Raw genomic sequence first — 23472 nt, forward strand, 5'->3', positions numbered from 1 at the left:
GAGGAGCCGACCGAGCGGAGTCAGGACGTGTGCCGGCTCGCCGGTGCGATCAGGCGGCGGAGCCGGTCGGTCACGAGAAGGGCACCGGCGGCGTCGATGGTGAGGACGTCGACGTCGAAGCGGTCGGTGACGGTGTCGAGCGTCCCGACGCCGCCGGCGAGGATCGCGGTCGCGAGGACGTCGGCGGTGACGATGTCCTCGGCGATCACGGACACCTGCACGAAGGGGACGTCACCGGGCTCGGCAGGTCGGCGCCAGACGTGCTCTCCGCGTTCGGCGGTCCCGGAGGTGGCGATCGCGCGGCGACCGTCGCCGAGGGGGACGATGCAGAGCAGCGCCTGCCGGTCGCCGGGATCCACGATCCCGATCGTCCAGCTGTCGGCGGGCGAGGTGAGGACGTCTCCCCCGACATCGAGGAGCCATTCGCCGTCGCCGAGCAGCCGGGCCGCGTGCGCCATGGTGGTCGCTTTGACGGTTCCGGCGAGGTCGATGACCCCGTCGGGCCGGTGCGGGGTGAAGGCGCCGTCCGTCGCCGTTCGCCAGTGCAGCGATTCGGTGTAGGCGGTCCGCATCTGCTCGGACGCGGCCGTCAGCGCGAGCTCGCCGCGGGCGATCCGGGACGCCTCTGACTCCGGCCGGTACAGGCTGAAGCGGGCGTCGGCGTCGGCGAAGACGGCTTCGACGTCGCCGACCGGGGTGTCGTCGGCGGCGCGCAGGCTGACGACGGTGCCCATCGTCGTGAACGTGTGCACGGTCAGAGTCCGGCCTGGTCGATCGCCGATTGCAGGGAGGTGAGGTACCCGTCGCTGGTGTAGGTCGCTCCGCTGACCGCCTGCACGTTCGCGGACTGGGCGGCGAGGACTTCTTGACGCAGGATCGGCGCGGCCCGGTGCGAGATCGACACGGACCGGCCGTCCTTGTCCGTGAGGTGCACGGCCGTGACGTCGGTGATCTGCCCGCCGGCGACGGTGATCGCGACTTGCACAGCGCCGAAGCGAGTCGGAACAGATGAGCCGGTCCACGTGCCGTCGGCCGAGGCGGACGGGCTCGCAGTGGCCGTCGAGCTCGTACCGGCCGACGGGTCGGTGGGCGCGCCGGCGGAGGGCGTCGTCGAGGCGGGGGCGCCGGCCGGGGTCGGCGTGGTCACCGCGGGAGCCGCTCCTTCCGTGGCTGTGGTGTCGCTCGTCCCGGTGGCGAGCGGGGACCCGGTGGCGCCGGCGGATCCCATCTGCCAGCCGACGACGAGGACGGCGAGGGAGGCGAGGACGCTGGCGACTGCTGCTCGTGTTCTCACCAGTCGAACCTCTCCACGTGGATCTGCCGGTCGGGCAGGCCTGCCGCTCGCGCGTCGCGGACGACGAGGTCGGCCCAGGCGGTCGGACCGCAGACGAACAGGTCGGATTCGAGCAGGCCCGGCAGTGCCGAGGTGATCGTCACACCGCGGGCGATGGACTCGGCGGACATCCACGTCGCCAGCCCTGCGGGCCGCCGGCCGATCATCCCGAACAGCGCGCCGCGGCTGCTGCGGACCAGTGTCCGAGTCTCGTCCCAGAGGTAGGTCTGGGAGTCGTCGGTGGCGCGCAGCAGGACGGTGGCCTCGCCGGGTCGGAGGCCGCCGTGCTCGAGGAGCGCTCGGGCGGGGGTGATGCCGATGCCGGCGGCGATGATCGCGAGCCGCGGGGCGGTGCGGGCGACGTCGGTGAAGATCCCGTAGGGCCCCTCGATCGAGACCGCGGTCCCGGAGCGCAGTCGTGCGAGCCGGTCGGTCCCGGCTCCGAGTGCGCGGACGGTGATCCGCGCGCGGGTGTCGGTCGGGACGGCGGAGAAGGAGATCGGGTGGGCGTGCCACCAGGTGCCGTGGCTCCAGAACCGCCAGATCGCGTACTGCCCGCCGATCACGCCGAGGCGGGAGAGGTCGCGGCCGGAGAGGTGGATGGAGAAGACGCCGGGGGCGATCGTCTCGACGGCCTCGACCCGGATCCGGTGCCGCAGCGTCGCGAGTACGGGCATCGCGAACCGGAACCAGGCAATCGCTCCGAACGCCAGGACGTAGAGGGCGATCCAGTAGACGCGCTGCGGGGTGCTCCCGGCGAGGACCTGGCCGGCGGAGAGCTGGTGGGGGACGGCGACGAGGACGGCCGCGTAGCTGAGGAGGTGGATCGCGTGCCACGCCTCGTAGGCGAAGCGGCGGCGCACGGCGACGAGGGAGGTGACGACGACGAGAACCAGCAGGGTGCTGCCGAGCAGCGCCAGGAGCATGTCGGCGCCGGAGTACAGGGCGAGTGTCTCGTTCCACAGCGTCAGCCCGTCGGTGAGGGCGTAGCCGACGGTGAGCAGGGCACCGTGCCCGAGGATCAGAGACAGGGCGGGCTTGCCGAGGCGACGGTGAAGCGCCATCGCGGTGTCCTGGCCGAAGGTGCGGTCGATCCAGGGGATCCGGGCGGCGAGGACGAGCATGACCAGGATCAGGTCGGTGCCGACGAGGCCGGCGACGATCCCTGCGGCCGTGAGAGCTCCGGCTATATCGGTGGCCTCCGCGGGCCCGCCGGCTGCGAGGTAGAGCGCGATGGCGAGGGCGACCGAGACCCAGCTGGCGGTGACGAGCGCGTCCGCGGAACGCAGGCGCCGACGCAGGGATCGCTCGCGGTCGGCCTGCGACCGCCGCAGCGTGGTCGGCGCGTGGGGTGCGGGTGCGTTGGTCGGTCGGATCGTGGTGCTCACGGCGGCGCCCTCCGGTCGGTGTCGCATGCGCCGACCTCGGGTTTCCGGGGGCGCGCTCCTACCGTCGCGGGGGAGTCTTGGTGTCGACTATGAGGGATGCGTGCCGATTCCCCGCCGGAGTCCGATTCGTGTTCGAGGTCTCACATGTCACCGCTCGGGCAGCACGACCGTCACCCTCACTCCGGCGGGTCGACAGTTCTCGATGGTGACCGATCCGTCCGCGGTGTCAACGAGAGCTGCGACGAGGGCGAGCCCGAGCCCGCTGCCGCCGTCGCGGCTGGTGCGCGCCTCGTCGGGTCGAGAGAAGCGCTCGAACGCGTGCGGCACGAACTCCTCCGGGATGCCGTGCCCAGTGTCCCGGACGCTCAGCTCGAGGGTGGAATCGTGCTGCTCGAGGAGGAGGGTGATGCGTCCGGCAGGAGGTGTTGCGGCGATCGCATTCGCGCCGAGATTGTCGAGGATCCGCGAGAACGCGCTCACCGAGAGCGGGTAGGGCGCGTCGGCGCGCTCGATCGCGGTATCGAGCTCGATGTCGGGGCCGGTGCCGCCGGTGATCGTCCTCAGCCGGTCGACGGAGTCCATCAGCTCGGTCTCCAGCTCGCTCGCCGTCGCGCGCGCGGTGACGGGCGGGGCGGCGTCCAGCCGGGAGAGCTCCAGGAGGTTCGTCGCCAGGCGGGACAGGCGGGCGAGGGACCCCTCGGCGGCGCGGATCTCTTCTTCGAGGGCGTCCGCGTCGCCGAAGTGCCGGTGCGCGAGTTCGAGCTGAGTGATGACGACTGCCAGCGGCGTGCGGATCTCGTGGCTTGCCGCGGACACCATCTGCCGCTCCCGATCGGCGGTGTCCCGCGTCCGGGCGATGAACGCGTTCAACGTCTCCGCCAGATCCGACAGCTCATCAGTCGCCGGGCCTACGGGAAGCTCGCCGCCGTGCCGGTCGCCGAGCGACGCGGCGGTGCGGCGCATCCGCTCGACCGGACGCAGGGCGGCGCCGGTGAGCAGCCATGCGGCGAGGGCGGACAGGATCACGAGGGCCGCGGCGCTGACGAGCAGCGTCCGGTCCAGGGCCGCGACGGTCAGGTCGCTGCCGGCGCCGCTGCGAGCCGCCCACAGCTCCCACGTGCCCGCACTCGTGTCCAGGGTCCGGGAGACGATCGTGAACCGGACGTCCTCGTCGGTCATCACCGTCGAGGTGCCGTCGCTGCCGGTGCTGCGCTCCAGAACCTCGTGGACGTCGTGCGGCATCGTATCGACGGGGACCGCTCCGCCGGGAGCGCGCGCGAAGATCAGGATCCCCTCGGCCGGAGGGTCGGGGGTCTCGGTCGGGTCCGATCCCAGATCGGCGAGATACGGGGCGAGGTCGCCCTCGGCGAGGGTCACCTCGGACGCGACGACGATGCTGCGGAACTGCCCGTGCAGCACGAGGGTGATCACGCCGACCCCGATCAGCGCGACGAGGAGGCTGCCGAGGGTGATCCGGGAGCGGATCGACAGGGAGCGCAGCAGCCTCACTCGGCGCGCTCCAGCCGGTATCCGGCGCCGCGGACGGTCGTGATCCGGAGGCCTGTGTCGGCGAGGGCGAGCTTCTTGCGGAGGTAGCTGACGTACTGATCCACGAGGGTCGGCTCGAACGTCTCCGTAGACCCCCACACTTCGGCGAGGATCTCCGTCCGGGTCAGTACCTCATCGAGATGCACGGCGAAGAAGCGCAGCAGCGTGAGCTCCTTGACACTCAGCGCGAAGGGACGCTCTCGGACCGTCGCGCGCACGGACAGGGCATCCAGGCGCAGCGCTCCGATCTGGACCACTGGCTGCGGGCCGCTGGCTCGGCGCCGGATCTGTGCGCGGATCCGGGCGCTCAGCTCGCCGAAGTGGAACGGCTTGGTGACGTAGTCGTCGGCGCCCGAGTCCAGCCCGAAGATCCGGTCCTCGACGGCGTCCCGCGCCGTGATCAGCACGACCGGGACGGTGCTGCCCGACTCCCGCATCCGTCGGCAGACCTCGAACCCGGTCATCCCTGGCAGCATCACGTCGACGACGGCGACATCGACGTCTCCCGCGGTGAAGGCGATCAGCGCGTCGACGCCGTTGTCGACGAGCTGCACGTCGTAGCCGTCCTCCCGCAGTCCCCGCTCGACGAGGGCACCCATCTGCGGGTCGTCCTCGACGACGAGGATCCGGGACATCAGACTGCGCCGGACGTGCCGAGCAGCAGGCCGATCAGGAACGTCGCCGCGAGGGCCAGAGCGCCGCCGACGACGATGCGGATCATCGGGCGCAGAGCCGGGCTGCCGCCGACCCGTGCGCTGATGTATCCGGTCGCGGCGAGGGCGATCAGCACCACGGCGAAGGTCACCGGAACCCTCCAGTCCGGCGGAGGGAGCAGGATCGCCAGCAGCGGCAGCACGGCTCCCAGGAGGAACGCCAGCGCCGAGGCGCCGGCGGCGGCGAGCGGGCTGGCGACCGCTTCCTCGTTCAATCCGAGCTCCGCTTCCAGATGTGCGGTCAGAGCGTCGTTCTCGGTCAGCTCGCGGGCGACCTGATGCGCTGTCTCCGGGGTCAGGCCACGCGCTCGATAGAGCCAGGCGAGTTCTTCGAGCTCCCCGTCGGGATCCTCGGCCAGCTCGACCCGCTCCTTCGCGATCAGTGCGCGCTGGCTGTCGCTCTGGCTGCTCACCGACACGTACTCGCCGAGCGCCATCGAGATCGCACCGCCGACGACCCCTGCGACGCCCGCCGTCAGGATCGGTGCCGTGGCGGTCGTCGCTCCGGCGACACCCACGACGAGAGCGGCGACCGAGACGATGCCGTCGTTCGCGCCGAGCACGCCCGCTCGCAACCAGTTCAGCCGCCCTGAAATCGCGCTGTCGTGCGGTTCCGCGCGGGGCGAGGAGGGCTGAGGCGTGAATGGGGTCGACATGAGGGCCATGCAAGCACCCACCCCTCGGTAGCGCTAGCCAGGCGAGCCTGCCCGATCCCGTCAGTGCTGCACCGGCTGGGAAGAGACGAAGGGGAGAGGCAGAGCCCAGCGCCGGCCGGGAGTTAACCCATGCAGTCAGGGTGACACGGACCCCCGTCATTCGCACTCGGACAGAGTCATCGATGGTGCAGAGCCCCAGTCGAAGCGGCGATCTGCACACCTCGGTGGGCGAGGAGATGCGGACGGTGCCGGCGGGCTGACCGCTGTCAGCCGGTCTGCTGCGGGCCAGCAGGAAGCCCAACGGCTCCTAGGCTGACCCGATGAGTTCCCCGGCACTGACCCGCCCTTTCGTGGGTGTAGCGCGCATCGCCGTCGGTGCAGCCGCGGTCGCGGTGATCCTCCACACCTACGCGCTGAGCATCGCGGCCGGCGACCCGAATCCGTTCGACTACTTCGGCTACTTCACGAACCAGACCAGCCTCCTCGCGAGCGCGGTGCTGATCGTCGCCGGATCGGTCGCGCTCGCCCGCCGTCCGACTCCGGTGTGGCTGAGCTACGTCCGCGGCGCGGCGACGGCCTACCTGATCGTCGTCGCCGTGATCTACAACACCCTCGTCCCCGGTACCGGGACGGCCCCGCCCTGGGTCAGCGCCGTCCTGCACGTGGCGCTCCCCGCGCTCGTCCTCCTCGACTGGATCGTCGTCGCCGACCGCGGACCGCTCTCCTGGCGACGGCTGTGGGTGGTCCTGCCCTACCCGATCGTCTGGGTCGTCGTCGTGCTCGTCCGCGGAGCGACCGACGGGTGGGTGCCGTACGGCTTCCTGCTCCCCGAGAACGGAGTGCCGTCGCTGGTCCTGCACGTCGTCGGGCTGACTTGCGCGGTGCTCCTTGCGGGCGCGCTCGTCTGGGCGCTGAGTCGACGCCGCAGATCGGCCGGTTGATGTCCTGTCCTCCGTCGCCGTGGATCATGAGGCGTGCTGGTTCCCGACGTCGGGCGCGTCACCTCTCGTGCGTCGCGGCTCGGCCGCGGCGGGCTCTGATCACGCGCGACACGAGATCGATGACCAGCAACCCCGACATCAGTTCAGTCTCGCGAACCCGAGCGCCTTGTGCGCGTCCCGTATGGGGATGGTCCAGCGGGCGTCCGGCAGGGCGTCTCCATGCCGGACGACGAGCGGCCCGCTCGCAGGGGGGGGCTTAGCGACGCGCGGATAGTGTGCACTGCGTGGTTGACGTCGCTCGGAAGGGACCCCTGAGTCCGGTGATCGCCGCGATCGCCGTCCTCGGGATGATCGTCGCGCCCGTCGTGCTGACCTACCTCTCCATCAGCGAGAGAGGAATCGGCATGGGATTGATGCCCACCGACGAGGAGGCCGCAGCAGGGAAAGCCTTCCTCCTCGCGGCTGGCATCGTCGCCCTCACCAGCGCTATCAGCGTCTGGGTCCTCACCGTCGTTCGCGCGACAAGCGGGGCCTATGCTCACCACGGGTGGGAAATCGTCTGGTGCATCCTGGCGTTGCCGACCGCACTCGTCGGCTTCGCCCTCGCGGCCATCGCCTCCCACATGCCTTAAGGCCGTCCCTCGACTCCCGAGCGATGATCACGGCGGCGCGATGCCAGGCCGACCGTCGCGCGCGGATGATGATCTGGCGGGCGTCCGGTAGGGGATAGGTCATAGAGGCACTGTCGAACCGACAAAGTTCGTTGATGACGCCTGAGACGAAACCGTGCTCTGAGGGCATTCACTACTGAGGGGGTGATGTCGGGTGGTCGGTGCTGCTGAGGCGACGCTGGTGGATCGTCTTCGCGGCGGTGACCCGTCGGCGCTGGACGTTCTCTTCCGGATGCACGGCCGCGCGGTCTACCGCGCCGCGGGAAGCTTCCTCGCGGACGCCGGCCAGGCGGAGGACGTCGTTCAGGAGAGCTTCTTCCTGCTCTGGAAGCGCCGCACGAGCGTGCGCATCGTGGGGGAGTCGGTGCTGCCCTGGCTGCTGGTCACGGTACGCAACCTCAGCTTCTCGACCAATCGCCGCGAGCAGCGCCGACGCCACCTGCCCCTCTCCGACGACACCGCCTCTCGCGGCGTCGACGCGGAGGCGAGCGACCGGCTGCTGGACGTGCGACGTCTGGTCGAGCAGATGAGCGCGACGGACCGCGCGATCTGGACGGCGTGCATCGAGGACGACCTCAGCTACAGCGATGCCGCTCGCTCCCTCGGCCTGTCCCACGGGACTGTCCGCAACCGCCTCTCGCGGGTGCGGACATCACTGGCGAGAACCCTGACGGAACGGACAGAAGACCATGGACGATCCTGACCTGAGCGACGAGCAGCTCGAGCGCATCAGCGCACGCCTCGCGCACCGCATCCGCCGCCGCCGACGTCTTCGCCAGGCCGCGGCGGTGACGCTCGCCGGCATCGCCGGCGCCGTCCTCAGCGCGGCAGTCCTCACGGCGGTGACGACCGAGCGCGGCACTCCGGTCGCAGCGCCCGTCACCTGCTGGGAACCGGACGGGCAGGGCGTTGCCCTGTCGGGCGAGATCCAGACACCCGCAGAACACTTCACTGCGTCGCTCGCCGCGGCGTGCGCTGCGCTCGCGGGCACCAACGGAGACGGAACGGACGCCGCCTTGTTCTCCCTCGCAGGAACCCAGGTGTGCCAGGAGGGCGGCCGAATCGACATCTTCACGGGACTGACCACCACAGTCGACTGCACCAACCCGCCCACGACCCGGACCGGAGTCGACCAGTGACCTTCCGACGCACGAGAACCCTCGCCCTCAGTACCCTCTGCCTCTCCGCGGCGCTCCTCGCCAGTGGATGCGCGACGAGCGCCAGCAGCCCCGGGTCGCCGTCGACGGCGCAGCTGCCGGGTGAACTGCTCAGCGCCGAAGACGCGACCAAGCCCGTCTACGAGACCACCGCTGTCATCGGCGATCAAGGATCAGGCGGATGGCTGCTCGATCACCCCGTCAGTCTTCGCATCATCGGCATCGACGGCCGGTCGAAGCTCAGCGTCGACGGGCCGTGCAACACGCTGACCTACGACCTCCAGTCCGCGGGTCTGCAGACATCCCTGTGGGTCGTCAGCGGGGGCCCCGCGACGACCTACGTCGGCTGCCTCGCCGCCGCTGGCGAACGAGAGCAGTGGCTGATGGACGTCCTGGGCACCGAGGACGTCAGCCTCACCCAGACCTCCACGACGATGCGCATCCGCTCCGGCCCCGTCACCATCGACGCCACCGCCAGCACGACCCCCATCTCCACCGAGACGCCTGCCCAACCAACGGAGACGACGGAGGCCCTGACACCCACCGTCCCGACACAGGGCCCGCCGGGCACCCCCATCGCCGCCGCCGCCTCTGAGGGGCCGATCATCGACGTCCAGCAGCTGACGAACCCGGCGCTCGACCTGGCCAACGGCACCGGAAGACTCCTCTCGACGCTCAGTGCGGAGGAGAAGAAGCAGTACCCGATCTACGCGGTCGGAACCACGTACGAGGAGCTCGCCGCTTATGACCCCGCTCTCGCGGATCACTACTGGGTCGCACCGGACGAGCCGGTGTGGGCGCTGACCGTGCACGCGCCCGCGGAGAGAACGGACGCGCCCTATGGCTTCGACCTCCATCGGGTGGACGTCTTCACCGCCGTCTACGACGGGATCAGCGGAGAGCTCCTGACGTCACAGGGCGATGTCGACCTCGCGTCTCTCGGTGCGCCCGGCGAGCTGATCACCGCCGGATAGATCCTTAGTTACCGTCCGTATGGGAATCCCCAAACGGGACGCCAGAGGCGATGCGGATGAGGCGAAGCGCGCGATTGCTTGGTGGCGCGCTCGCTACGCTCACGTGATGGTCGGCCTCTCGCAGTGGCGCCGGCGAGCTGACGCTCGCCGTTCGCGCCGCGCCCGGTTCCGGGTTCTGCTCGCTGAGATTTGTGCTGAGTGCTCGCACCCCTGGGTGGAGCACCTCGCGGACGCCGGCCTGGTCGGCAGCCCCGTGTGCTCGGAGTGCGTCTACGAGCTCGAGCATGGGTTCAGTAGCGGACCGATTTGTCACCGACCGGTTCCGATCGATGTGTTGAGTCGCGCTGATGCCGCTGCGGCGGCGGCAGGGCAGGGCCGCAGTGATCAATTGGTCGGAGGAGGCCGGATTCGGGTCGCAAAAGAAGACCGTGACGCCTCATGTCAGCGTCCGGCGAGAGTGGTCAGCAGGTCCTGGATGCTCGTCTTCTCGACAACCGGGTCGGGGCTGCCGGCGCGGACGGAGGAGAGGACGGGGTCGATCTGCTGGTCGACGTAGGTCCAGGTCTGGCAGTTCGCGGCGCTCAGTGCGGGCTCCGCGTCGTCCCAGGCGGTCTCGAGGTCGGTGGCTCGGGCTTTCGCGCCGGCCTGGTCGCCGCTGGTGACGAGGGCGAGGGTGTCGGCGGTGATCGTCTGGAAGTTCTGCACGTCGGCGGTCGGGAAGTCGGTCTGCACCGACGCCTCTGCGTCGGCTGCGGACAGTGTTCCCGACGTGTCGCAGGCCGGGGCCGCGCCTTCGGGTGCAGGGGTGGTGTGCGGCTGGCTGTTGGTGAAGGCGAGCAGTCCGACGACGGCGACGGCGAGGACCGCGAACGCGACGAGCGAGCGTCGCTCCCGAGCGACGGGCGGGGTGTGGTGCTCGGCCGCGCCCTTGTCGACGTCGGCCTTGCTGAGGGAGAGGTACACGACCGTTGCGAGGATCGCGAGCAGGAAGACGATGCTGGTGACGAAGGTGCCGAGCCCGAGGCCCTGCTCGTCGGGGGAGAGGCCGAGCCAGTCGCCGATGTTGGCGCCGAGGGGGCGAGTGAGGATGTAGGCGATCCAGAACGCGAGGACGGGGTTCGCTCCGTAGCGCCAGAGGCCCGTGACGATGGCGATCAGGGCGAGGGGCAAGAGGATCGAGACGCCAGGGCCCCAGCCGGTGAGCTCGAGAGTCCAGTCGCCGAGGGCGGTGCCGAGCGCGAAGGTGACCAGGACGGTGACCCAATAGAACGCCTCCCGCGGGGTGGTGTCGATGCTGTGGATCGAGAGGGTGCGCTCCTTCGAATACCAGACGCCGAACACGATCACGAGCAGCAGCGAGAAGACGAGGGAGCTGGCCCAGAGAGGCACTCCGAGCTGGTCGGTGAGGATGTCGGTGAGCAGGGTGCCGGTGACGCTCATCACCACGACAGTCAGCCAGTACGCGGCGGGCACGTAGCGTCGCAGCCGCATCTGCACGGCGAGCACGACCGCGGTGACGATGATGAAGATCACAGCCGTCGCGATGAGGCCGACGCCGAGGACCATGTTGATCCAGTCGGCGAAGCTCTCACCGACCGTGGTGCAGAGGATCTTGATTATCCAGAACCAGATCGTGACCTCGGGGACCTTGCTGAGCAGCCGCCGGCCGCGGGACGGTGCTGCCGTCGTTGAGATGTCCATGCCCGCAGAGTCCCAGCCGGGACGTGGGCGGCGGCTCGGGATGCGCCGTGCTGCGTTGTGTTTGCTCACAACGACCCGAAGCTCCGCGGTTCGACCAGGTCGGTACCGAGCCGATGGGCTCAGGTTCTGTGCTTTCACAACGGATGCGGGGGAATCCTCCGCACCCGGAGCCCGCGCATTCGTAGCGTGGACTCCTCCGGCGTGCTGCGCGCCGAGCGAGGAGGACGGCACTGATGCCGAACAGCGGACCCCCGGCCGATGGTGCGATCGCCTATCGGGCGGCGCGACGCTGGCCGCTGATCTCGGCGGGCCTCGCGGTGCTGCTCACGGGACTTCTGGCCGCGCTGATCTTCTACCGGGAGCACGACACGCCGTTCGGGTTCGACACCGCGTGGATGAACGAGATCATCGAGCACCGGTCGACGTTCTGGTTGGTGCCGTCGCTGGTGATGAACAGCCTCGGCGGCGGGATCGTCGGCACGATCGTGATTCCGCTCGTCGTGTTCGTGGGGCTGCTGGTCTGGCGGGGTCGGTGGGCGGCGACGTACTTCGCGATCGCCGCGCCGCTGAGCGGGCTGCTGGTGCAGATCCTCAAGAACGCTGTCGGTCGTCCGCGGCCGCTGGAGATCCTCGTGAACGCCGACTTCGGCTCGTTCCCCTCCGGCCACAGCGCGAACGCCGCCACGACCGCGATGGTCCTCGCGATCGTCTTCCCGCTGTGGTGGGTCCGCATCGCCGGAGCCCTTTACACGGTGGCGATGATGCTCAGCCGCACCTACCTCGGTGCGCACTGGATCTCCGACACCGTCGGCGGGCTGCTCCTGGGCGCCGGGGTGGCGTTGATCGTCTGGGCGCCGCTCGCGGTCAGGCTGCACACCGAACGTGCTGCATCACCGTCGTTCCGTTGGCGGCGCTTCTCCGGGCACCGTCCGACCAGATGACGGCGGAAGGCAGCGGGCAGCGCTGCCGGTGAGCGGGTCGCTGTGCGCTTGTTCAACGGACCCGGCGAAGCCCCCAGCCCCGGGTGCCGCAGACTGCCCGACCATGGCGGCATGACGCATCTCACCGATCAGCGCCGCCCTCCGCTCCCTCGGATCCGCTCCCGCCTCCTCGCCGGCCGCTACGCCGCCTCGACGGTGCCCGAGGCGACGGCGCTGTTCTGGGTCCTCAAGGTGCTGACGACGGGGATGGGCGAGACGGCGTCGGACTTCCTCGCGACCGCGTTCGACCCGGTGATCGTGGTCGGCGCGACAGGGCTCGCGTTCCTCGCGGCCCTCGCGCTGCAGTTCGCGGCCCGCCGGTACATCCCGTGGGTGTACTGGACGGCGGTGCTGATGGTGAGCGTCTTCGGCACGATGGCCGCCGACGTGCTGCACGTGGTCGCCGGAGTCCCGTACCTCGTCTCGACTCTCGGGTTCGCGGTGGCGCTCGCCGCGGTCTTCGCCCTGTGGTGGCGGGCGGAGCGGACGCTGTCGATCCACTCGATCACGACGCCGCGCCGGGCCGCGTTCTACTGGCTCGCCGTCTCGGGGACGTTCGCACTCGGCACCGCAGCGGGCGACCTGACCGCGTCGACCCTCGGCTTCGGCTACCTGCCCTCCGCCGTCCTGTTCGCGGCGATCATCGCGATCCCCGCTCTCGCACACCGGTTCACGGGGCGGAACGCGGTCCTCGCGTTCTGGGCCGCCTACGTCGTCACGCGACCGCTCGGCGCCTCGGTCTGCGACTGGCTCGCGGATCCCGTCGCCCAGAAGGGCCTGGGCCTGGGCACCGGCCCGGTCACGCTCGCGGCCCTCGCGGTGTTCCTGCTGCTGGTCGCGGTGATCGCGCTCCGCCGACCGCGCGCGGCCGTCACGGCGACCCCCTGAGCGCTGGGCTCAGGCGTCGCGTCCGGCGCGGTTCTTCTGCCGCCAGTAGGTGAGGGCGATGCCGGCGAGGCTGAGAACGACGATGCCGACGAGGACGATGTCGATGTACTTCCCCACGAAGTCCGCGACGCCGGGGATCTGCCCGAGGAAGAAGCCGAGGAGGATCACGCCGGTGGACCAGACGGCGGCGCCGAGTGCGTTGAAGCCGACGAAGTGGCCGTAGTGCATCTTCCCGACGCCCGCGGCGACGGGGGCGAAGGTGCGCACGACCGGCACGAAGCGGGCGATGGTGACCGCCCAGCCGCCGAACCGGTCGAAGAACGACTGGGTGCGGGCGACGCTCGAGCGGCTGAAGAGCCCGCTGTCCTTGCGCTCGAAGATCCGCGGCCCGCTCGCGCGGCCGATGACGAACCCGAGCTGGTCGCCCAGGAACGCGGCGGCGGCGACCATCAGGATCACCAGCGGCACCGGCAGGGAGATCACGCCGGTCGCGACGAAGACACCGGTGAAGAAGAGGAGGGTGTCACCGGGGAGGAAGAACCCGATCAGCAGGCCCGTCTCGACGAAGGCGATCAGGCAGACCAGGGCGATCGCCCAGGGGCCGGCGCCGTCGAGGAGGGATTGGGGGTCGATCATCGGTTCTCCTTGCGAGAGGTCGGGTGGGGCTGCGTCGCGGGGATGCGGACGTCGACACCGAGGCCGTGGGGGGCGAGGTTGCGGAGTCGGAGCTCGCCGCCGGCGGCGCGGCTGAGACCGGCGACGATCGCGAGCCCGAGGCCGGCGCCGCCGTCGCGGGAGCGGGCGGCATCCGGGCGGGTGAAACGGTCGGTCGCGACCGCGAGGAACGCGTCAGGAACGCCCGGGCCGTCGTCGTCGACGGAGAGGACGATCTCTTCGGCGCGCTCGACGAGGGTCGCGCTGACGCTGCCGCCGTCGGGCGTCGCAGTGACGGCGTTCGCGAGCAGGTTGTCCAGGATCCGGCCGAAATCGGTCGGGGAGATCGGGTACCGGGCGGCGACGATCGAGGCGGGGGCGACGAAGTCGATCGCGAGGTCCCGCTCGCGGGCGAGCATCCGGGCGCGGTCGACGCTGTCGGCTATCTCCTCCCGCAGAGCCGCCGAGGAGGCGTCGCCGGTAGCGATGCCCGCGTCGATCCTCGACAGGATCAGCAGCCCGTCCGTCAGGGACTGCAGGCGGTCGATCGAGCGGCGCGCGTCGACGACATCGGCGTAGAGAGCCGCCGGATCGTCGCGGACCCGCTCAGCGAGCTCGAGCCGGGTGCGCAGCGCGGCGAGCGGGGTGCGCAGCTCGTGGCTCGCGTCGGCGACGAGCCGCCGCTCCCGGTCCGCCGACTCCCGCAGATCCGCGATCAGCGCGTTCAGGGTCGAGGCGAGGTCGGAGAGCTCGTCGCGGGCGGGCCCGACCGGGAGCAGCTCGGTGGAGCGTCCCTGGCGCAGCCGGTCGGCGATCGCGCGCATCCTGCCGACGGGGCGCAGCGCGAGGCCGACCAGGACCCAGGACGTCACAGCGAACGCGACGAACAGGATCGCGAGGGCGATCAGGAGCGTCGTGCTGACGCCGCCGACGACGGCCTCGGCGGTGTCGCGGCTCTCCTCGATCAGCGCCTGCGACGCTCCCGAGCGGACCAGCTCGATCGTGGAGGCATCGAGGATGTGATCGAGCTGCTCGCGCACGACGACCGCGACGATCCCGAAGAACAGCATCGCGACCAGCAGGCTCGACACCGTGATCCGCACCCGGATCGACAGGGACCGCCAGCTCACGGCGTCACCCCGAGGCGATAGCCCGCACCCCGTCGGGTGAGGATCTCGACCGACGCCCCGCCCGCGGCCAGCTTGCGGCGGAGGTAGCTGATGTACTGCTCCGCGATGTTGTGGTCCACGAACTCCGCCGACCCCCACACCTCGAGCAGGATCTCCTCCCGCGGCACGAAGTCCCCGGCGCGCGCCGCGAGCGCGCGGAGGACGCCGAACTCCTTGGGGCTCAGAGGCAGGACGGCGCCGTCGACCGTCGCGGCGTGCGCGTAGGGGTCGACGCGCAGATTTCCCAGCACGACCGGTGCCCGGTTCGTGAGGTGCTCTCTGCGGATCATCGCTCGGAGGCGGGCGGAGAGCTCCTCGAAGTGGAACGGTTTCGCGAGGTAGTCGTCGGCGCCCGCGTCGAGGCCGAACACGCGGTCCTGCAGGGCGTCGCGGGCGGTGAGCATGATCACCGGGAGCGTGGCACCGCTCGCGCGCAGGTGCCGGCAGATCTCGAAGCCACTCATCCCCGGGAGCATCACGTCGAGGATCGCCGCGGAGTAGTCCGCTTCGCGCGCCGAATTGAGCGCGTCGACCCCGTTCGAGAACAGGTCGACGTCGTAGCCGTCGCCGGTGAGGCCCCGCTTGATGAGCTCGCCCATCTCGACGTCGTCTTCGACGACCATCACCGCGTCACGCATCCAGGCCTCCTACGGTCATGCTCGCACCGGTGGCGCGGCGGAACCGGCCTACTCCGCGGAGATATGCGGCTTCTCAGCGGTACGCACTGCATACAAAGGCAGCACGTGCGGCCCGATGGAGCAGCACGCCCCTGGTGCGCAGACGATCTCGGACGCGGGCACCGACATGGACGCCGACCTCCGGTCGACGCGGTGCTGTGCGCTGTGCGCATTTTTGCCTGGAAGCCTTCGGCAACGTACGGGCCTGCGGCGTCCACGCAAGCCGCTGCGCGGCCGGCTCCTCCGACGTTCTCGGCACGCGGTCGCTGCGCTCCCTCACATCGCGCCGACAACCTCTCCTCCTCCGCCCTCCGGGTTGCGCTCCCACCTCCGACCCTGCTCGGCACTACGTGCCTTCCAGGCAAAAAAACGCTGGGAGAGAAGGAAGAACAACAACCTCGCCGCCGACCCCGAGGCCGTGCAGGCGGGCCGCGTGCAGATCGTGAAGCTGCGCGTCATCGAGAACACCGGCGAATACCGCGCGGGGGAGTGGACCCCGCACGACGCCCCGACCACGCACTACGTGGAAGCGAAGTTCGAACTCGGCGAGCACGTGCTCGCCTCCCTCCACAAGGGAGACGCCGTGATCGTCGTCGGCTACGAGCGCACCGTCGCCTGGGGAGAAGGAGAGAACCGCCGCACCGGCCGCGTCCTCGAAGCCGACGCCATCGGCCCCAACCTCACCCGCGCGACCGCCGTCGTCACCACAACCACCCAACGCGCACCCCGCCGCAGCGCCGCCTCCGCGGCTGAGTAGGACTCGGTCCTCCGAGATACTCCGCCATCCGCCGCAGAGTTCGCCGTTCTACGGCCTATATTCGCGGTTCTCCGTAGAGGACGGAGGCGGTCCGGGGTTGGGCTGCTGGAAGCTGCCCACGCCCAGAGCGGCGAGTCCCGCGGACACCGCCGCGCCCAGAAGGCGGAAGACGATCACGAATGCCTTTCCGACGAACTTCAACACGTTTGCCATCACGAGACCATCGCTTTCCGGAACTGATCGCAACGCTAGTGGTTCCGAGCGAATCCCGGTGGGTTCTACTCCCAGCCGTTCGCGATCCGGACCGCGTAGAGGATGACGTGATCCTCCGGGATCGCTGCGCGCACTTCCGGGATCGCCGCGGCGCTCGTCGCCGCGTTGCTGCGCACCACCGTTGATGCCGATTCCGCGCGCGTCCGGTGTGCCAGTTCCCACATGCCTCCATCGTCGCATCCGACGCTGACACGACCCGCTCGAGCGTGGGGGCCGGCGGCGCCGGCCCGTGAGGGGCGACCCCCTCACGCTCCCCGGTGTCCCGTTCCGGGGCGCGAGCTGCACTCGCGCAGCGGCGACGGAGCACCGCCAATGGGAGGTCGCGATGCGGCCCGTTCCATCCGTTTTCCTTACCTTGTTGCTCGGGCGGTTTCGGTGCAGTCGTAGTGTGTCGATCGTCCGAGGACGGCGGGTATGGCTCTGTGGTTTTCGCCGCTGTGACGGCTCGTGAAGAATGGCCGCCCGCCGTCCACCCGATGGTTCGACCGCTAATTGAGAGAAGCGAACAGATCGCTGCGTAAGGAAACGTCGGCGTGACCATCACCACCACCTGAAAGTTGGGAAGGGAGCGGCCATGCCGCAGATCTGGGCCGGGATCGACGCGGGGAAGGGACACCATCACTGCGTCGTTATCGACGCCGACGGCGTCAAGCTCTATTCCGCCCGTGTCGCCAACGACGAGGCGGCGCTACTCGAGCTGATCGCTGCCGTCACGGACCTCGCAGCCGGCGCGGAATGCCTGTGGGCGATCGATCTCAGTAGTGGGGGAGCGGCACTGATCCTCGGCCTCCTCGCCGCTCACAGCCTGCCAGTCGTCTACATCCCCGGCCACGCCGTGCACCACGCGGCAAAGGCGTACCGGGGTGATGGGAAGACCGACGCGAAGGACGCGGCGATCATCGCCGACCAGGCGCGGATGCGCCGCGATCTGCAACTGCTGAGCGTCGCGGATGAGACCCGGATCGAGCTGCGCGCGCTGACCGCGCACCGGAAGGACCTTGTCTGCGACCGGACCCGGGCCATCAACAGGCTTCGCGGACACCTGCTCGAGTACTTCCCCGCGCTCGAGCGAGCCTTCAACTACTCCGCCAGCCGCGCCTCGCTCCTCTTGCTTACTGGTTATGCCACGCCGGACGCGATCCGGAAGATGGGGGAGTCGCGCCTGGCCCGGTGGCTTCGCGCGCAAGGCTGTCGGACCGCGGTCGCGACCGCCTCCACCGCAGTCGCGGCCGCGAAGAGCCAGCAGAGCGTGCTCCCGGGCCAGGCGATCGCAGCGGAACTCGCCCGCCGACTCGCACTCGATGTCATCGCCCTCGAAAGTCGCATCGCGGAGATTGACCAGCTCATCGCCGCCCGGGTCGATACCAGCCGTGCCGCCGAGCTCCTGCGCTCGATGCCGGGCTTCGGGCCGCTGCTCGCGGCCGAGTTCCTCGCATCGACCGGCGCCGACCTCAGCATCTACGTCAGCGTCGACCGGCTCGCCGGCGTTGCCGGCCTCGCCCCGGCGCCCCGTGACTCGGGCAAAATCAGCAGCATTCACCACCGGCCACGCCGGTACGACAGACGGCTGCTGCGCGCCTGCTACCTCGCAGCGATGGTCAGCGTGCAGCAGAAAACCGAGTCACGAGTCTTCTACGACCGCAAACGCGCCGAGGGGAAGTCGCACAAACAGGCCATCCTCGCCCTCGCGCGGCGCCGCCTCGACGTCATTTGGGCGATATTCCGAGACGATCGCCCCTATTCGCCTCCCGCGCCTCCGGGGAAGAACGTGTCGCTGACTATGTCGTCCACGGTGCCGCAGCACGCGTCGTCGGGCGCCGCACTCGCCGCCTAGCGGCACGATCCTCGGTTCCCCGGGTTCAGCCGATGGTGCCACTCCGACGACGGACCGACTCGGGAACGGGGGGAGCAGGCCAGAGATCAAGCTGATACTCGTCCGGCGTTGGGCCGTCGCTGACGAGGTCCCATGCTGCTTGGAAACCTCTGATTGACCAGCGAGCGCGGTAGCTACCTCCGGCAAGTTCGAACCTCACCATGGTGTGGACGAGCGAAGACGGGTAGGTGACATCCGGGAACAGGCTCATCAAGCTCAGCGTCGACGTCTTTGGCTCGAACGGCACCTCGATGATGTCTTCCCACGTTCCAAGTTCCGGCTCTCTGTCCGAGACGACGACGCGAACGCGGAGATAGCCCGTGGCAGAGCCGGTCATCAAGCACAACGATCCTGGCGCGGACGCCCCTACGAGTTCGTTCGAGCTACCTTCGAACGCTTCGTCGTAAATCACGTCGTCGTAGAGCTGACTGTTCAAAAGTATCTGGTGGTAGTCCAGCCCGAGCAGACCCTCAAATGCAACGCTCATGTGCCCCCTATTTGCTCCGGCCTGCTGTTCCACCAGTAGCGGGCAGACCCGCCTGCAGAACCAGCTAGAGGTTTGCTCGCGCCTGACTGATCGGCAGTCGGTTGAGAGCAACCCAGTCGGCAGTTTGCCTCGTCGCCACTGGCCCACCGGGCTCTCCGAACGGATCCACCGGCAGCGGATCCTGCCTGCGCCTCAGCAACTTGCTCAGGATGTCTCTGATTCGCTTCATTCTCCTGGGTCCCCCGTCCGGATCCAGCGGATCCGCAGCTCAGTCAAGCACGCCGTGGCTTCTTCGAGGGCGCCCAGCTTTTGCTTCGTACGCAGCGTGCCTGCGGGCGCACGAGGTCACCGCCTCAGGCCGTGGGCTGGGCAAAACCGGCCGGACGGAGCCGGCTGATGGAGCCTGCGGCGCTGTTGACAACCTGATTGAGATTCTTCACCTCTCCGCGGTTCCAACCTATTTCGCTCCATCGGCTGCGTGCCACCGATCCCGGACGCGCCCTACGGGCTTATTTCGCCCGTGATCGGTGTCACTCCGCCGGCTCCACTCAAACGGTTTTCCCCGCCGGAGAGGCAAAGAAAAACGATCAGCCAGGAGCAGGAGCAACACACATGGACACCCTCGAAGCGATCCTCCGTGACCAGATGGTCACCTACCTCGTCAGCAAGAACATCCTCTGCCCGCGCACCGGGGCCGTTCTCGACTCGCGCACCTGTGTCGTCTTCAACGACGCGGACGGGGATCCCGCGGTCGTCATCTCGCCCGAGGGCTGGCAGCAGATCGCGAAGGAGCCCGCCACCCTCGACCGCCTCGCGGAGCGCGGGATCACCGTCGACATCAACACCGCGCTGGCCGCAACCCGCTGAGAGGAACAGACCATGTACCGCACCGACACCGACACCGGCCTCGCGACCCCCGATCAGGTCGCCCTCATCATCACCGACCAGCGCGCTCACTGGGACCAGAACGCCGACGACAGCGACGACGTGATGCTCGCCGCCGTCCGCAACGCCCACGCCCTGCCGGGCGCCGAGCCCGTCGAGGACGACGGCTCCGCCCTCGCCGCCGCACTGATCGCGTTCCTCACCCCGGACCCCGCCCGCACCGCACCGGTCATCGACGCCGACACCGGATGCGCGACGCCCGAGCAGATCGGCCTCATCGTCGCGTTCGAGCGCAACTACTACGAGGAGCACGAGAGCTACAGCACCGAACGGCTGCTCGCGGGCGTCCGCAACACGCTCACCCTCCCCGGAGTGTGGGTGCTCGGAGGGTTCCCCGTCCGGGAGGACGGCACCGACCACGCCGCCGCGCTGATCGCGTTCCTCATCCCGGCGGTGACTACGTGATCGAGCGCAGCCGTGTCGATGAGCGGCCCGGGGCCGCGCGCGCGGCTCATCAGCTCTCGCGCCTGTCCAGCGGCCGACTCCAGCAGGAGGCCGACCGTGTGCGCCTGCACGGCGAGCGGCTGACGGGGCTGAGTCGGAAGACGAGCCGCCGCCTGATCGAGCAGGAGGAGGCGATCCGAGCGAACCGGATCGCCGCGGCGGACAGCGCCGCTGAGCGGCGGCCCATCGTCGGAGTCGTCATCGCGACGGGCGCTCTTCTCGCGGTCGGGCTGCGGCTGATCCTCACCTCAGGGCAGCTCCCTCCTCTGTTCTGACGAGCGGGCCGCGCTGACTTGTTGTCATGCTTACAAGTCGGACCTCGCCCACCGTCCCGCCTCCGCCCGCGCATCCCGTCAGGGCGAGCAGCAGTGCTCCTGCCAGTGCGATCCCTGCGGTCGTCCGCCTCATCGTGTCCCCCGATCACTCCGCCGCGGCACGTCCCCGGGCGCGTCACCTCGACGCCAACAGCAGCCGCCCGCCCGGACGGAGTCGTCCTGGCGGGCGGGCAGCCCCCGTCCCGGTCACGCGCGCGGGATGACCACCGAGACGCTCGCGCGCGAGGCGCCCGAGACGGCCGTGACCGTGCCGGTGCCGGCGGCGATCGAGCTCTTGCCCGTGCGGAACACCTTGGTCACCGTGGCGCCCGGGGCGACCGCGGCCGAGGACGCCGTGCCGTAGGGCGTCACGACGGTCAGATCGGCGGCCGCGCGGCCGGTGTTCGTCGCCGTCACCGTGACGACGACCTTCCCGAGGATCAGCCGCGAGGTCGCCTTCGCGGTGACGGAGGCGCCGGGCGCAACGCTCGCTCCGGCCAGCGCCGTCGTCACGCCGTCGACGCGCGCGGTGATCGAGACGGTGCCGGCGGTGGAGCCGGTGCGGATCCGGGGGAGCGCGGCGACGCCGTCGGCGCCCGACAGCACCGCGGCGGTCGTCGCTCCGCTCTCGAAGGCCGCCGGCCCGGTGATCGCGAAGCCCACCGAGCGGCCCGCGAGGGCGCGACCGGAGGAGTCGCGCACCAGCACGGACTGCGCGAGGTCGCGCGTCGTCGCGGTCGGCACGCTCTGCAGCGTCCCGCGCGCCTCCGCCGAGGCCGCGAGGGCGATGCCGTTCACCTCGATCTCGGCCACGCCCGTGGACCCGCCGTACTCGCCGGCTCCCCACGCCGTGAACACGAGCCGCAGCGCCGTCGTGGTCACCGGAGCGAACGTCGCGCGGTTCAGCACGTCGCGCTCGCGGCCGGGAGCCGCTCCGCTCACGGGAGTCCAGACGTCGCCGACCAGGTGCTCGACCCGCCACGACCGCGCGGGGATCAGCCCGCGTCCGTCGGCGTCGGCCGCGTCGCTCGCGAACAGCACCGAGGCGCTGTCGACGGTCACGGCGCTCGGCCAGCGCAGCTCGACGTGCTGCTCTCCGACCCGGGGCCAGGAGCCCCAGATCGTCGAGGCGGCGCCGTCGGCGACCGCTCCGACCGAGGTCCACGGCGAGGTGTACGAAGCGCTCGTCGACGAGGCGAGCGGAGCGATGTCGCCGACGTAGTCGGTGCACGGCACGGTCACGGTGACCGTCGCGGTCCGGGTGAGCTCGTCGATCCGGTCGACCCGCACGGACATGCCGGAGTTGAGCACTGCGCTCTCTCCGGCGAGCACGAACTCGTTCGCCTCGCTCGCGTCGCCCGGACGCTCGAGCAGGTCGCCGGCGTACGGCTGGCCCGGGTTCGAGCGCAGGATCTGCACGCCCGAGACGTCGCGGCGCACCTGGAAGGGACTCGTGTACGCGCCGCCGTCGGACGTCGTGTCGGCGCGGTCGTTGTACTGCGCCCAGTAGCGGATGCCCGTGTCCTGCGGGTCGTTCCAGGTGAGCGCACGCCGGCCGGCGGGTCCGGCTCCGAGGGTGTCGAGCGTCGTGGTGCGGGGTGCGCCGCAGACCGGCTGGCGGGTGTTCGGCAGCGTGCCCAGGCGCGCCAGCGACGGGGACGACAGCGGCAGGAACGACCAGGCGCCGCCCATCACGTCGGTCCGGTTGCCGTACTCCTCGCGGCGGCAGTCCGCGGGCAGCGGGGTGGAGGCGTAGTCGCGGGTCGTGGCGCAGTTCACGCTGTAGGCGTGCGGCAGCGAGAGGTTGTGGCCGAGCTCGTGCGCGAGGAAGTACGCGTCCGGTCCGGGCTGGAACGCGCGTCCGCCGTCATCGGGATCGCCGGACTGCTCGCCGTTGGCCCAGTTCGGGCACGGGTCACCCTCAGGCACCATGGCGACCAGGTGCTTGCCCGGTCCGCGCTGCCAGCCGGTCCTCTGCGCGATCCAGTCCTGCAGTCCGCCCGTGTTCGTGCAGCCGATCGGCTGGTCGACGACCTGCCAGTCGACGACCTGGTCGAGCTCGAAGCGGATCGCCCCGCTGGTCTCGCGGGAGTAGAACCGGTCGACGAGGTCGAGGGCGCGGACGGCGTCGGCGGTCGTGTACCCGCCCGGGACGGTGCCCTGCGGAGCGACGAGCGCGATCGTCACGCGGTGCGTCTGCACCTGGGCGCGCGCCGGGATCTCGACGTCGACGAAGTCGGCGTCGAGGGCGAGGGCGGCCTGCTGCGTCGTCGCGTCCGCCTCCGGCTCGATCACGGTGGGCTCGGCGTCCGGAGCCGCGACGGGGCGGTCCGGAGCGGGAGCGGGAGCGGCGGGAGCGGGGGCCACCGGAGCGGCCGCCGCTGGAGCCGCGGCGGGCCCTCCGGCGACGAGCCCGGAGGCCAGCAGCAGTCCGGTGAGCGCTCCAGGGAGCAGGGCGTGTCGTCGTCGCATGGTCGTCCTCTGGGTCGGTCCTCGCTGAGTGCCCCGAGCGGCAGCAGGCGGGGGCACGAGCTCCCGCCGACCTCCTCGCCGCTGAGGAGTCGGCTGACGTTACCGTGAACATCCGTGCAGGAACGGGCAGATGTCCCTCCGCGGCGGCCCCTTTCCGGGTGGGGACCAGAAATGACGAAGGCCGGGAGCGGGACCTCGGCCTTCAGCGACGATCAGATCTCGGTGTGCCCCAGATCCGCCGCGTCCAGCAGTCGGATCTCGGTCTCACATGCAGGGGTCGCAGGTGGGGGAGGGCCGGCCTTCCAGCCGGCCCGCGAGGGGCGATCCCCTCACGCTCTCTAATGGTCTCGGCTGGCCTGGTGCCGGCTGTCAGGCTGGTCCTGGCTTGCTCGGGCGTGACTCATCACACTCTTGACCGCTGTGTCTTGCTGGGGACCTGTCCGTCCGAGCGAGCTAG

Annotated in this window: 25 protein-coding genes; 12 read left to right on the plus strand and 13 right to left on the minus strand. The window is 70.2% G+C overall.

What is annotated here, in order from left to right; translation table 11 throughout:
• Nucleotides 1-20: 20 nt before the first annotated feature.
• The 6 genes from C5B98_RS01640 to C5B98_RS01665 all read right to left on the minus strand — a co-directional run bounded on the left by C5B98_RS01640 (nucleotide 21) and on the right by C5B98_RS01665 (nucleotide 5638).
• Nucleotides 21-752 (minus strand): FAD:protein FMN transferase, encoded by a 732-nt coding sequence (locus C5B98_RS01640; protein ID WP_258059425.1) that lies wholly within the window; start codon nucleotides 750-752, stop codon nucleotides 21-23.
• Nucleotides 753-754: 2 nt separating this feature from the next.
• Nucleotides 755-1294 carry an FMN-binding protein gene (locus C5B98_RS01645; RefSeq protein ID WP_258063405.1) on the minus strand — a complete coding sequence of 180 codons (540 nt, stop codon included), beginning with the start codon at nucleotides 1292-1294 and terminating at the stop codon, nucleotides 755-757.
• Entirely contained in the window at nucleotides 1291-2721 is a 1431-nt protein-coding gene (locus tag C5B98_RS01650) for a ferredoxin reductase family protein (protein ID WP_258063406.1), read from the minus strand. Before C5B98_RS01650 ends, C5B98_RS01645 begins: the two co-directional genes overlap by 4 nt.
• Nucleotides 2722-2868: 147 nt before the next feature.
• Nucleotides 2869-4230: a cell wall metabolism sensor histidine kinase WalK gene (locus C5B98_RS01655; RefSeq protein WP_104226517.1), complete on the minus strand. Its 1362-nt coding sequence runs from the start codon at nucleotides 4228-4230 to the stop codon at nucleotides 2869-2871.
• On the minus strand, nucleotides 4227-4904 hold the full coding sequence (locus C5B98_RS01660; RefSeq protein WP_104226516.1) for a response regulator transcription factor: 678 nt from the start codon (nucleotides 4902-4904) through the stop codon (nucleotides 4227-4229). Before C5B98_RS01660 ends, C5B98_RS01655 begins: the two co-directional genes overlap by 4 nt.
• On the minus strand, nucleotides 4904-5638 hold the full coding sequence (locus tag C5B98_RS01665) for a VIT1/CCC1 transporter family protein (RefSeq protein ID WP_258063407.1): 735 nt from the start codon (nucleotides 5636-5638) through the stop codon (nucleotides 4904-4906). The genes C5B98_RS01660 and C5B98_RS01665 overlap by 1 nt, the downstream gene beginning before the upstream one ends.
• Nucleotides 5639-5958: 320 nt before the next feature.
• On the opposite strand from C5B98_RS01665, the gene C5B98_RS01670 reads away from it, so the two are divergent.
• From C5B98_RS01670 to C5B98_RS01690, 5 genes are all read left to right on the plus strand, one after another.
• Nucleotides 5959-6579, plus strand: a complete 621-nt coding sequence (locus tag C5B98_RS01670) for a Pr6Pr family membrane protein (RefSeq protein WP_104226514.1) — start codon at nucleotides 5959-5961, stop codon at nucleotides 6577-6579.
• Nucleotides 6580-6863: 284 nt separating this feature from the next.
• Complete coding sequence (locus C5B98_RS01675) at nucleotides 6864-7211, plus strand: hypothetical protein (protein ID WP_181065427.1); 348 nt, start codon at nucleotides 6864-6866, stop codon at nucleotides 7209-7211.
• Nucleotides 7212-7431: 220 nt separating this feature from the next.
• Entirely contained in the window at nucleotides 7432-7953 is a 522-nt protein-coding gene (locus C5B98_RS01680; RefSeq protein ID WP_146076859.1) for an RNA polymerase sigma factor, read from the plus strand.
• Nucleotides 7940-8389: a hypothetical protein gene (locus C5B98_RS01685; RefSeq protein WP_104268938.1), complete on the plus strand. Its 450-nt coding sequence runs from the start codon at nucleotides 7940-7942 to the stop codon at nucleotides 8387-8389. Before C5B98_RS01680 ends, C5B98_RS01685 begins: the two co-directional genes overlap by 14 nt.
• Nucleotides 8386-9381, plus strand: a complete 996-nt coding sequence (locus tag C5B98_RS01690) for a hypothetical protein (protein ID WP_104327203.1) — start codon at nucleotides 8386-8388, stop codon at nucleotides 9379-9381. Before C5B98_RS01685 ends, C5B98_RS01690 begins: the two co-directional genes overlap by 4 nt.
• Before the next feature lie 441 nt (nucleotides 9382-9822).
• On the opposite strand, the gene C5B98_RS01695 is transcribed toward C5B98_RS01690, so the two are convergent.
• Nucleotides 9823-11082, minus strand: coding sequence for a hypothetical protein (locus tag C5B98_RS01695; protein ID WP_104327204.1), 1260 nt, complete (start codon nucleotides 11080-11082; stop codon nucleotides 9823-9825).
• Nucleotides 11083-11315: 233 nt separating this feature from the next.
• Here C5B98_RS01695 and C5B98_RS01700 point away from each other — a divergent pair, with 233 nt between their 5' ends.
• Both C5B98_RS01700 and C5B98_RS01705 read left to right on the plus strand, forming a co-directional pair.
• Nucleotides 11316-12023 (plus strand): phosphatase PAP2 family protein, encoded by a 708-nt coding sequence (locus C5B98_RS01700; protein WP_181065428.1) that lies wholly within the window; start codon nucleotides 11316-11318, stop codon nucleotides 12021-12023.
• 111 nt (nucleotides 12024-12134) lie between these two features.
• Entirely contained in the window at nucleotides 12135-12950 is an 816-nt protein-coding gene (locus C5B98_RS01705) for a hypothetical protein (protein ID WP_104308044.1), read from the plus strand.
• Nucleotides 12951-12959: 9 nt separating this feature from the next.
• Here C5B98_RS01705 and C5B98_RS01710 read toward each other — a convergent pair whose 3' ends face one another.
• From C5B98_RS01710 to C5B98_RS01720, 3 genes are read right to left on the minus strand one after another with little or no spacing between them, the layout of a single operon-like run.
• The gene (locus C5B98_RS01710) at nucleotides 12960-13586 is read right to left on the minus strand and encodes a DedA family protein (RefSeq protein ID WP_104226507.1); all 627 of its coding nucleotides are present in this window, start codon (nucleotides 13584-13586) and stop codon (nucleotides 12960-12962) included.
• Nucleotides 13583-14734 carry a HAMP domain-containing sensor histidine kinase gene (locus tag C5B98_RS01715; RefSeq protein ID WP_258063408.1) on the minus strand — a complete coding sequence of 384 codons (1152 nt, stop codon included), beginning with the start codon at nucleotides 14732-14734 and terminating at the stop codon, nucleotides 13583-13585. Before C5B98_RS01715 ends, C5B98_RS01710 begins: the two co-directional genes overlap by 4 nt.
• Nucleotides 14731-15411, minus strand: coding sequence for a response regulator transcription factor (locus C5B98_RS01720; RefSeq protein ID WP_104223238.1), 681 nt, complete (start codon nucleotides 15409-15411; stop codon nucleotides 14731-14733). Before C5B98_RS01720 ends, C5B98_RS01715 begins: the two co-directional genes overlap by 4 nt.
• Nucleotides 15412-15766: 355 nt before the next feature.
• Between C5B98_RS01720 and C5B98_RS01725 the strand changes: the two genes are divergently transcribed.
• Nucleotides 15767-16207 carry a hypothetical protein gene (locus C5B98_RS01725; RefSeq protein WP_146076860.1) on the plus strand — a complete coding sequence of 147 codons (441 nt, stop codon included), beginning with the start codon at nucleotides 15767-15769 and terminating at the stop codon, nucleotides 16205-16207.
• 278 nt (nucleotides 16208-16485) lie between these two features.
• Here C5B98_RS01725 and C5B98_RS16780 read toward each other — a convergent pair whose 3' ends face one another.
• Nucleotides 16486-16644: a hypothetical protein gene (locus C5B98_RS16780; RefSeq protein ID WP_181065429.1), complete on the minus strand. Its 159-nt coding sequence runs from the start codon at nucleotides 16642-16644 to the stop codon at nucleotides 16486-16488.
• Nucleotides 16645-17054: 410 nt separating this feature from the next.
• On the opposite strand from C5B98_RS16780, the gene C5B98_RS01730 reads away from it, so the two are divergent.
• On the plus strand, nucleotides 17055-18314 hold the full coding sequence (locus C5B98_RS01730) for an IS110 family transposase (protein WP_258063409.1): 1260 nt from the start codon (nucleotides 17055-17057) through the stop codon (nucleotides 18312-18314).
• A 25-nt stretch (nucleotides 18315-18339) separates the two neighbouring features.
• Here C5B98_RS01730 and C5B98_RS01735 read toward each other — a convergent pair whose 3' ends face one another.
• Nucleotides 18340-18840 (minus strand): hypothetical protein, encoded by a 501-nt coding sequence (locus tag C5B98_RS01735; RefSeq protein ID WP_104308748.1) that lies wholly within the window; start codon nucleotides 18838-18840, stop codon nucleotides 18340-18342.
• A 612-nt stretch (nucleotides 18841-19452) separates the two neighbouring features.
• Between C5B98_RS01735 and C5B98_RS01740 the strand changes: the two genes are divergently transcribed.
• From C5B98_RS01740 to C5B98_RS01750, 3 genes are read left to right on the plus strand one after another with little or no spacing between them, the layout of a single operon-like run.
• The gene (locus C5B98_RS01740) at nucleotides 19453-19707 is read left to right on the plus strand and encodes a hypothetical protein (protein WP_104308045.1); all 255 of its coding nucleotides are present in this window, start codon (nucleotides 19453-19455) and stop codon (nucleotides 19705-19707) included.
• 12 nt (nucleotides 19708-19719) lie between these two features.
• Complete coding sequence (locus C5B98_RS01745) at nucleotides 19720-20190, plus strand: hypothetical protein (protein WP_104326317.1); 471 nt, start codon at nucleotides 19720-19722, stop codon at nucleotides 20188-20190.
• Nucleotides 20187-20504, plus strand: a complete 318-nt coding sequence (locus C5B98_RS01750; protein ID WP_146076861.1) for a hypothetical protein — start codon at nucleotides 20187-20189, stop codon at nucleotides 20502-20504. The genes C5B98_RS01745 and C5B98_RS01750 overlap by 4 nt, the downstream gene beginning before the upstream one ends.
• A 246-nt stretch (nucleotides 20505-20750) precedes the next feature.
• Here C5B98_RS01750 and C5B98_RS16785 read toward each other — a convergent pair whose 3' ends face one another.
• Nucleotides 20751-23015: an Ig-like domain-containing protein gene (locus C5B98_RS16785; protein WP_181027133.1), complete on the minus strand. Its 2265-nt coding sequence runs from the start codon at nucleotides 23013-23015 to the stop codon at nucleotides 20751-20753.
• Nucleotides 23016-23472 lie beyond the last annotated feature (457 nt).

This window comes from Rathayibacter sp. AY1A5, from assembly GCF_002930875.1.
Lineage (GTDB): Bacteria > Actinomycetota > Actinomycetes > Actinomycetales > Microbacteriaceae > Rathayibacter.

What these genes read in the sequence shown, in the direction of transcription:
- C5B98_RS01660 (WP_104226516.1), bottom strand. Translation starts at nt 4,904, where the DNA reads ATGTCCCGGATCCTCGTCGTCGAGGACGACCCGCAGATGGGTGCCCTC.
- C5B98_RS01665 (WP_258063407.1), bottom strand. Translation starts at nt 5,638, where the DNA reads ATGTCGACCCCATTCACGCCTCAGCCCTCCTCGCCCCGCGCGGAACCG.
- C5B98_RS01670 (WP_104226514.1), top strand. Translation starts at nt 5,959, where the DNA reads ATGAGTTCCCCGGCACTGACCCGCCCTTTCGTGGGTGTAGCGCGCATC.
- C5B98_RS01685 (WP_104268938.1), top strand. Translation starts at nt 7,940, where the DNA reads ATGGACGATCCTGACCTGAGCGACGAGCAGCTCGAGCGCATCAGCGCA.
- C5B98_RS01695 (WP_104327204.1), bottom strand. Translation starts at nt 11,082, where the DNA reads ATGGACATCTCAACGACGGCAGCACCGTCCCGCGGCCGGCGGCTGCTC.
- C5B98_RS01700 (WP_181065428.1), top strand. Translation starts at nt 11,316, where the DNA reads ATGCCGAACAGCGGACCCCCGGCCGATGGTGCGATCGCCTATCGGGCG.
- C5B98_RS01705 (WP_104308044.1), top strand. Translation starts at nt 12,135, where the DNA reads ATGACGCATCTCACCGATCAGCGCCGCCCTCCGCTCCCTCGGATCCGC.
- C5B98_RS01710 (WP_104226507.1), bottom strand. Translation starts at nt 13,586, where the DNA reads ATGATCGACCCCCAATCCCTCCTCGACGGCGCCGGCCCCTGGGCGATC.
- C5B98_RS01720 (WP_104223238.1), bottom strand. Translation starts at nt 15,411, where the DNA reads ATGCGTGACGCGGTGATGGTCGTCGAAGACGACGTCGAGATGGGCGAG.
- C5B98_RS16780 (WP_181065429.1), bottom strand. Translation starts at nt 16,644, where the DNA reads ATGTGGGAACTGGCACACCGGACGCGCGCGGAATCGGCATCAACGGTG.
- C5B98_RS01730 (WP_258063409.1), top strand. Translation starts at nt 17,055, where the DNA reads ATGCCGCAGATCTGGGCCGGGATCGACGCGGGGAAGGGACACCATCAC.
- C5B98_RS01735 (WP_104308748.1), bottom strand. Translation starts at nt 18,840, where the DNA reads ATGAGCGTTGCATTTGAGGGTCTGCTCGGGCTGGACTACCACCAGATA.
- C5B98_RS01740 (WP_104308045.1), top strand. Translation starts at nt 19,453, where the DNA reads ATGGACACCCTCGAAGCGATCCTCCGTGACCAGATGGTCACCTACCTC.
- C5B98_RS01745 (WP_104326317.1), top strand. Translation starts at nt 19,720, where the DNA reads ATGTACCGCACCGACACCGACACCGGCCTCGCGACCCCCGATCAGGTC.
- C5B98_RS16785 (WP_181027133.1), bottom strand. Translation starts at nt 23,015, where the DNA reads ATGCGACGACGACACGCCCTGCTCCCTGGAGCGCTCACCGGACTGCTG.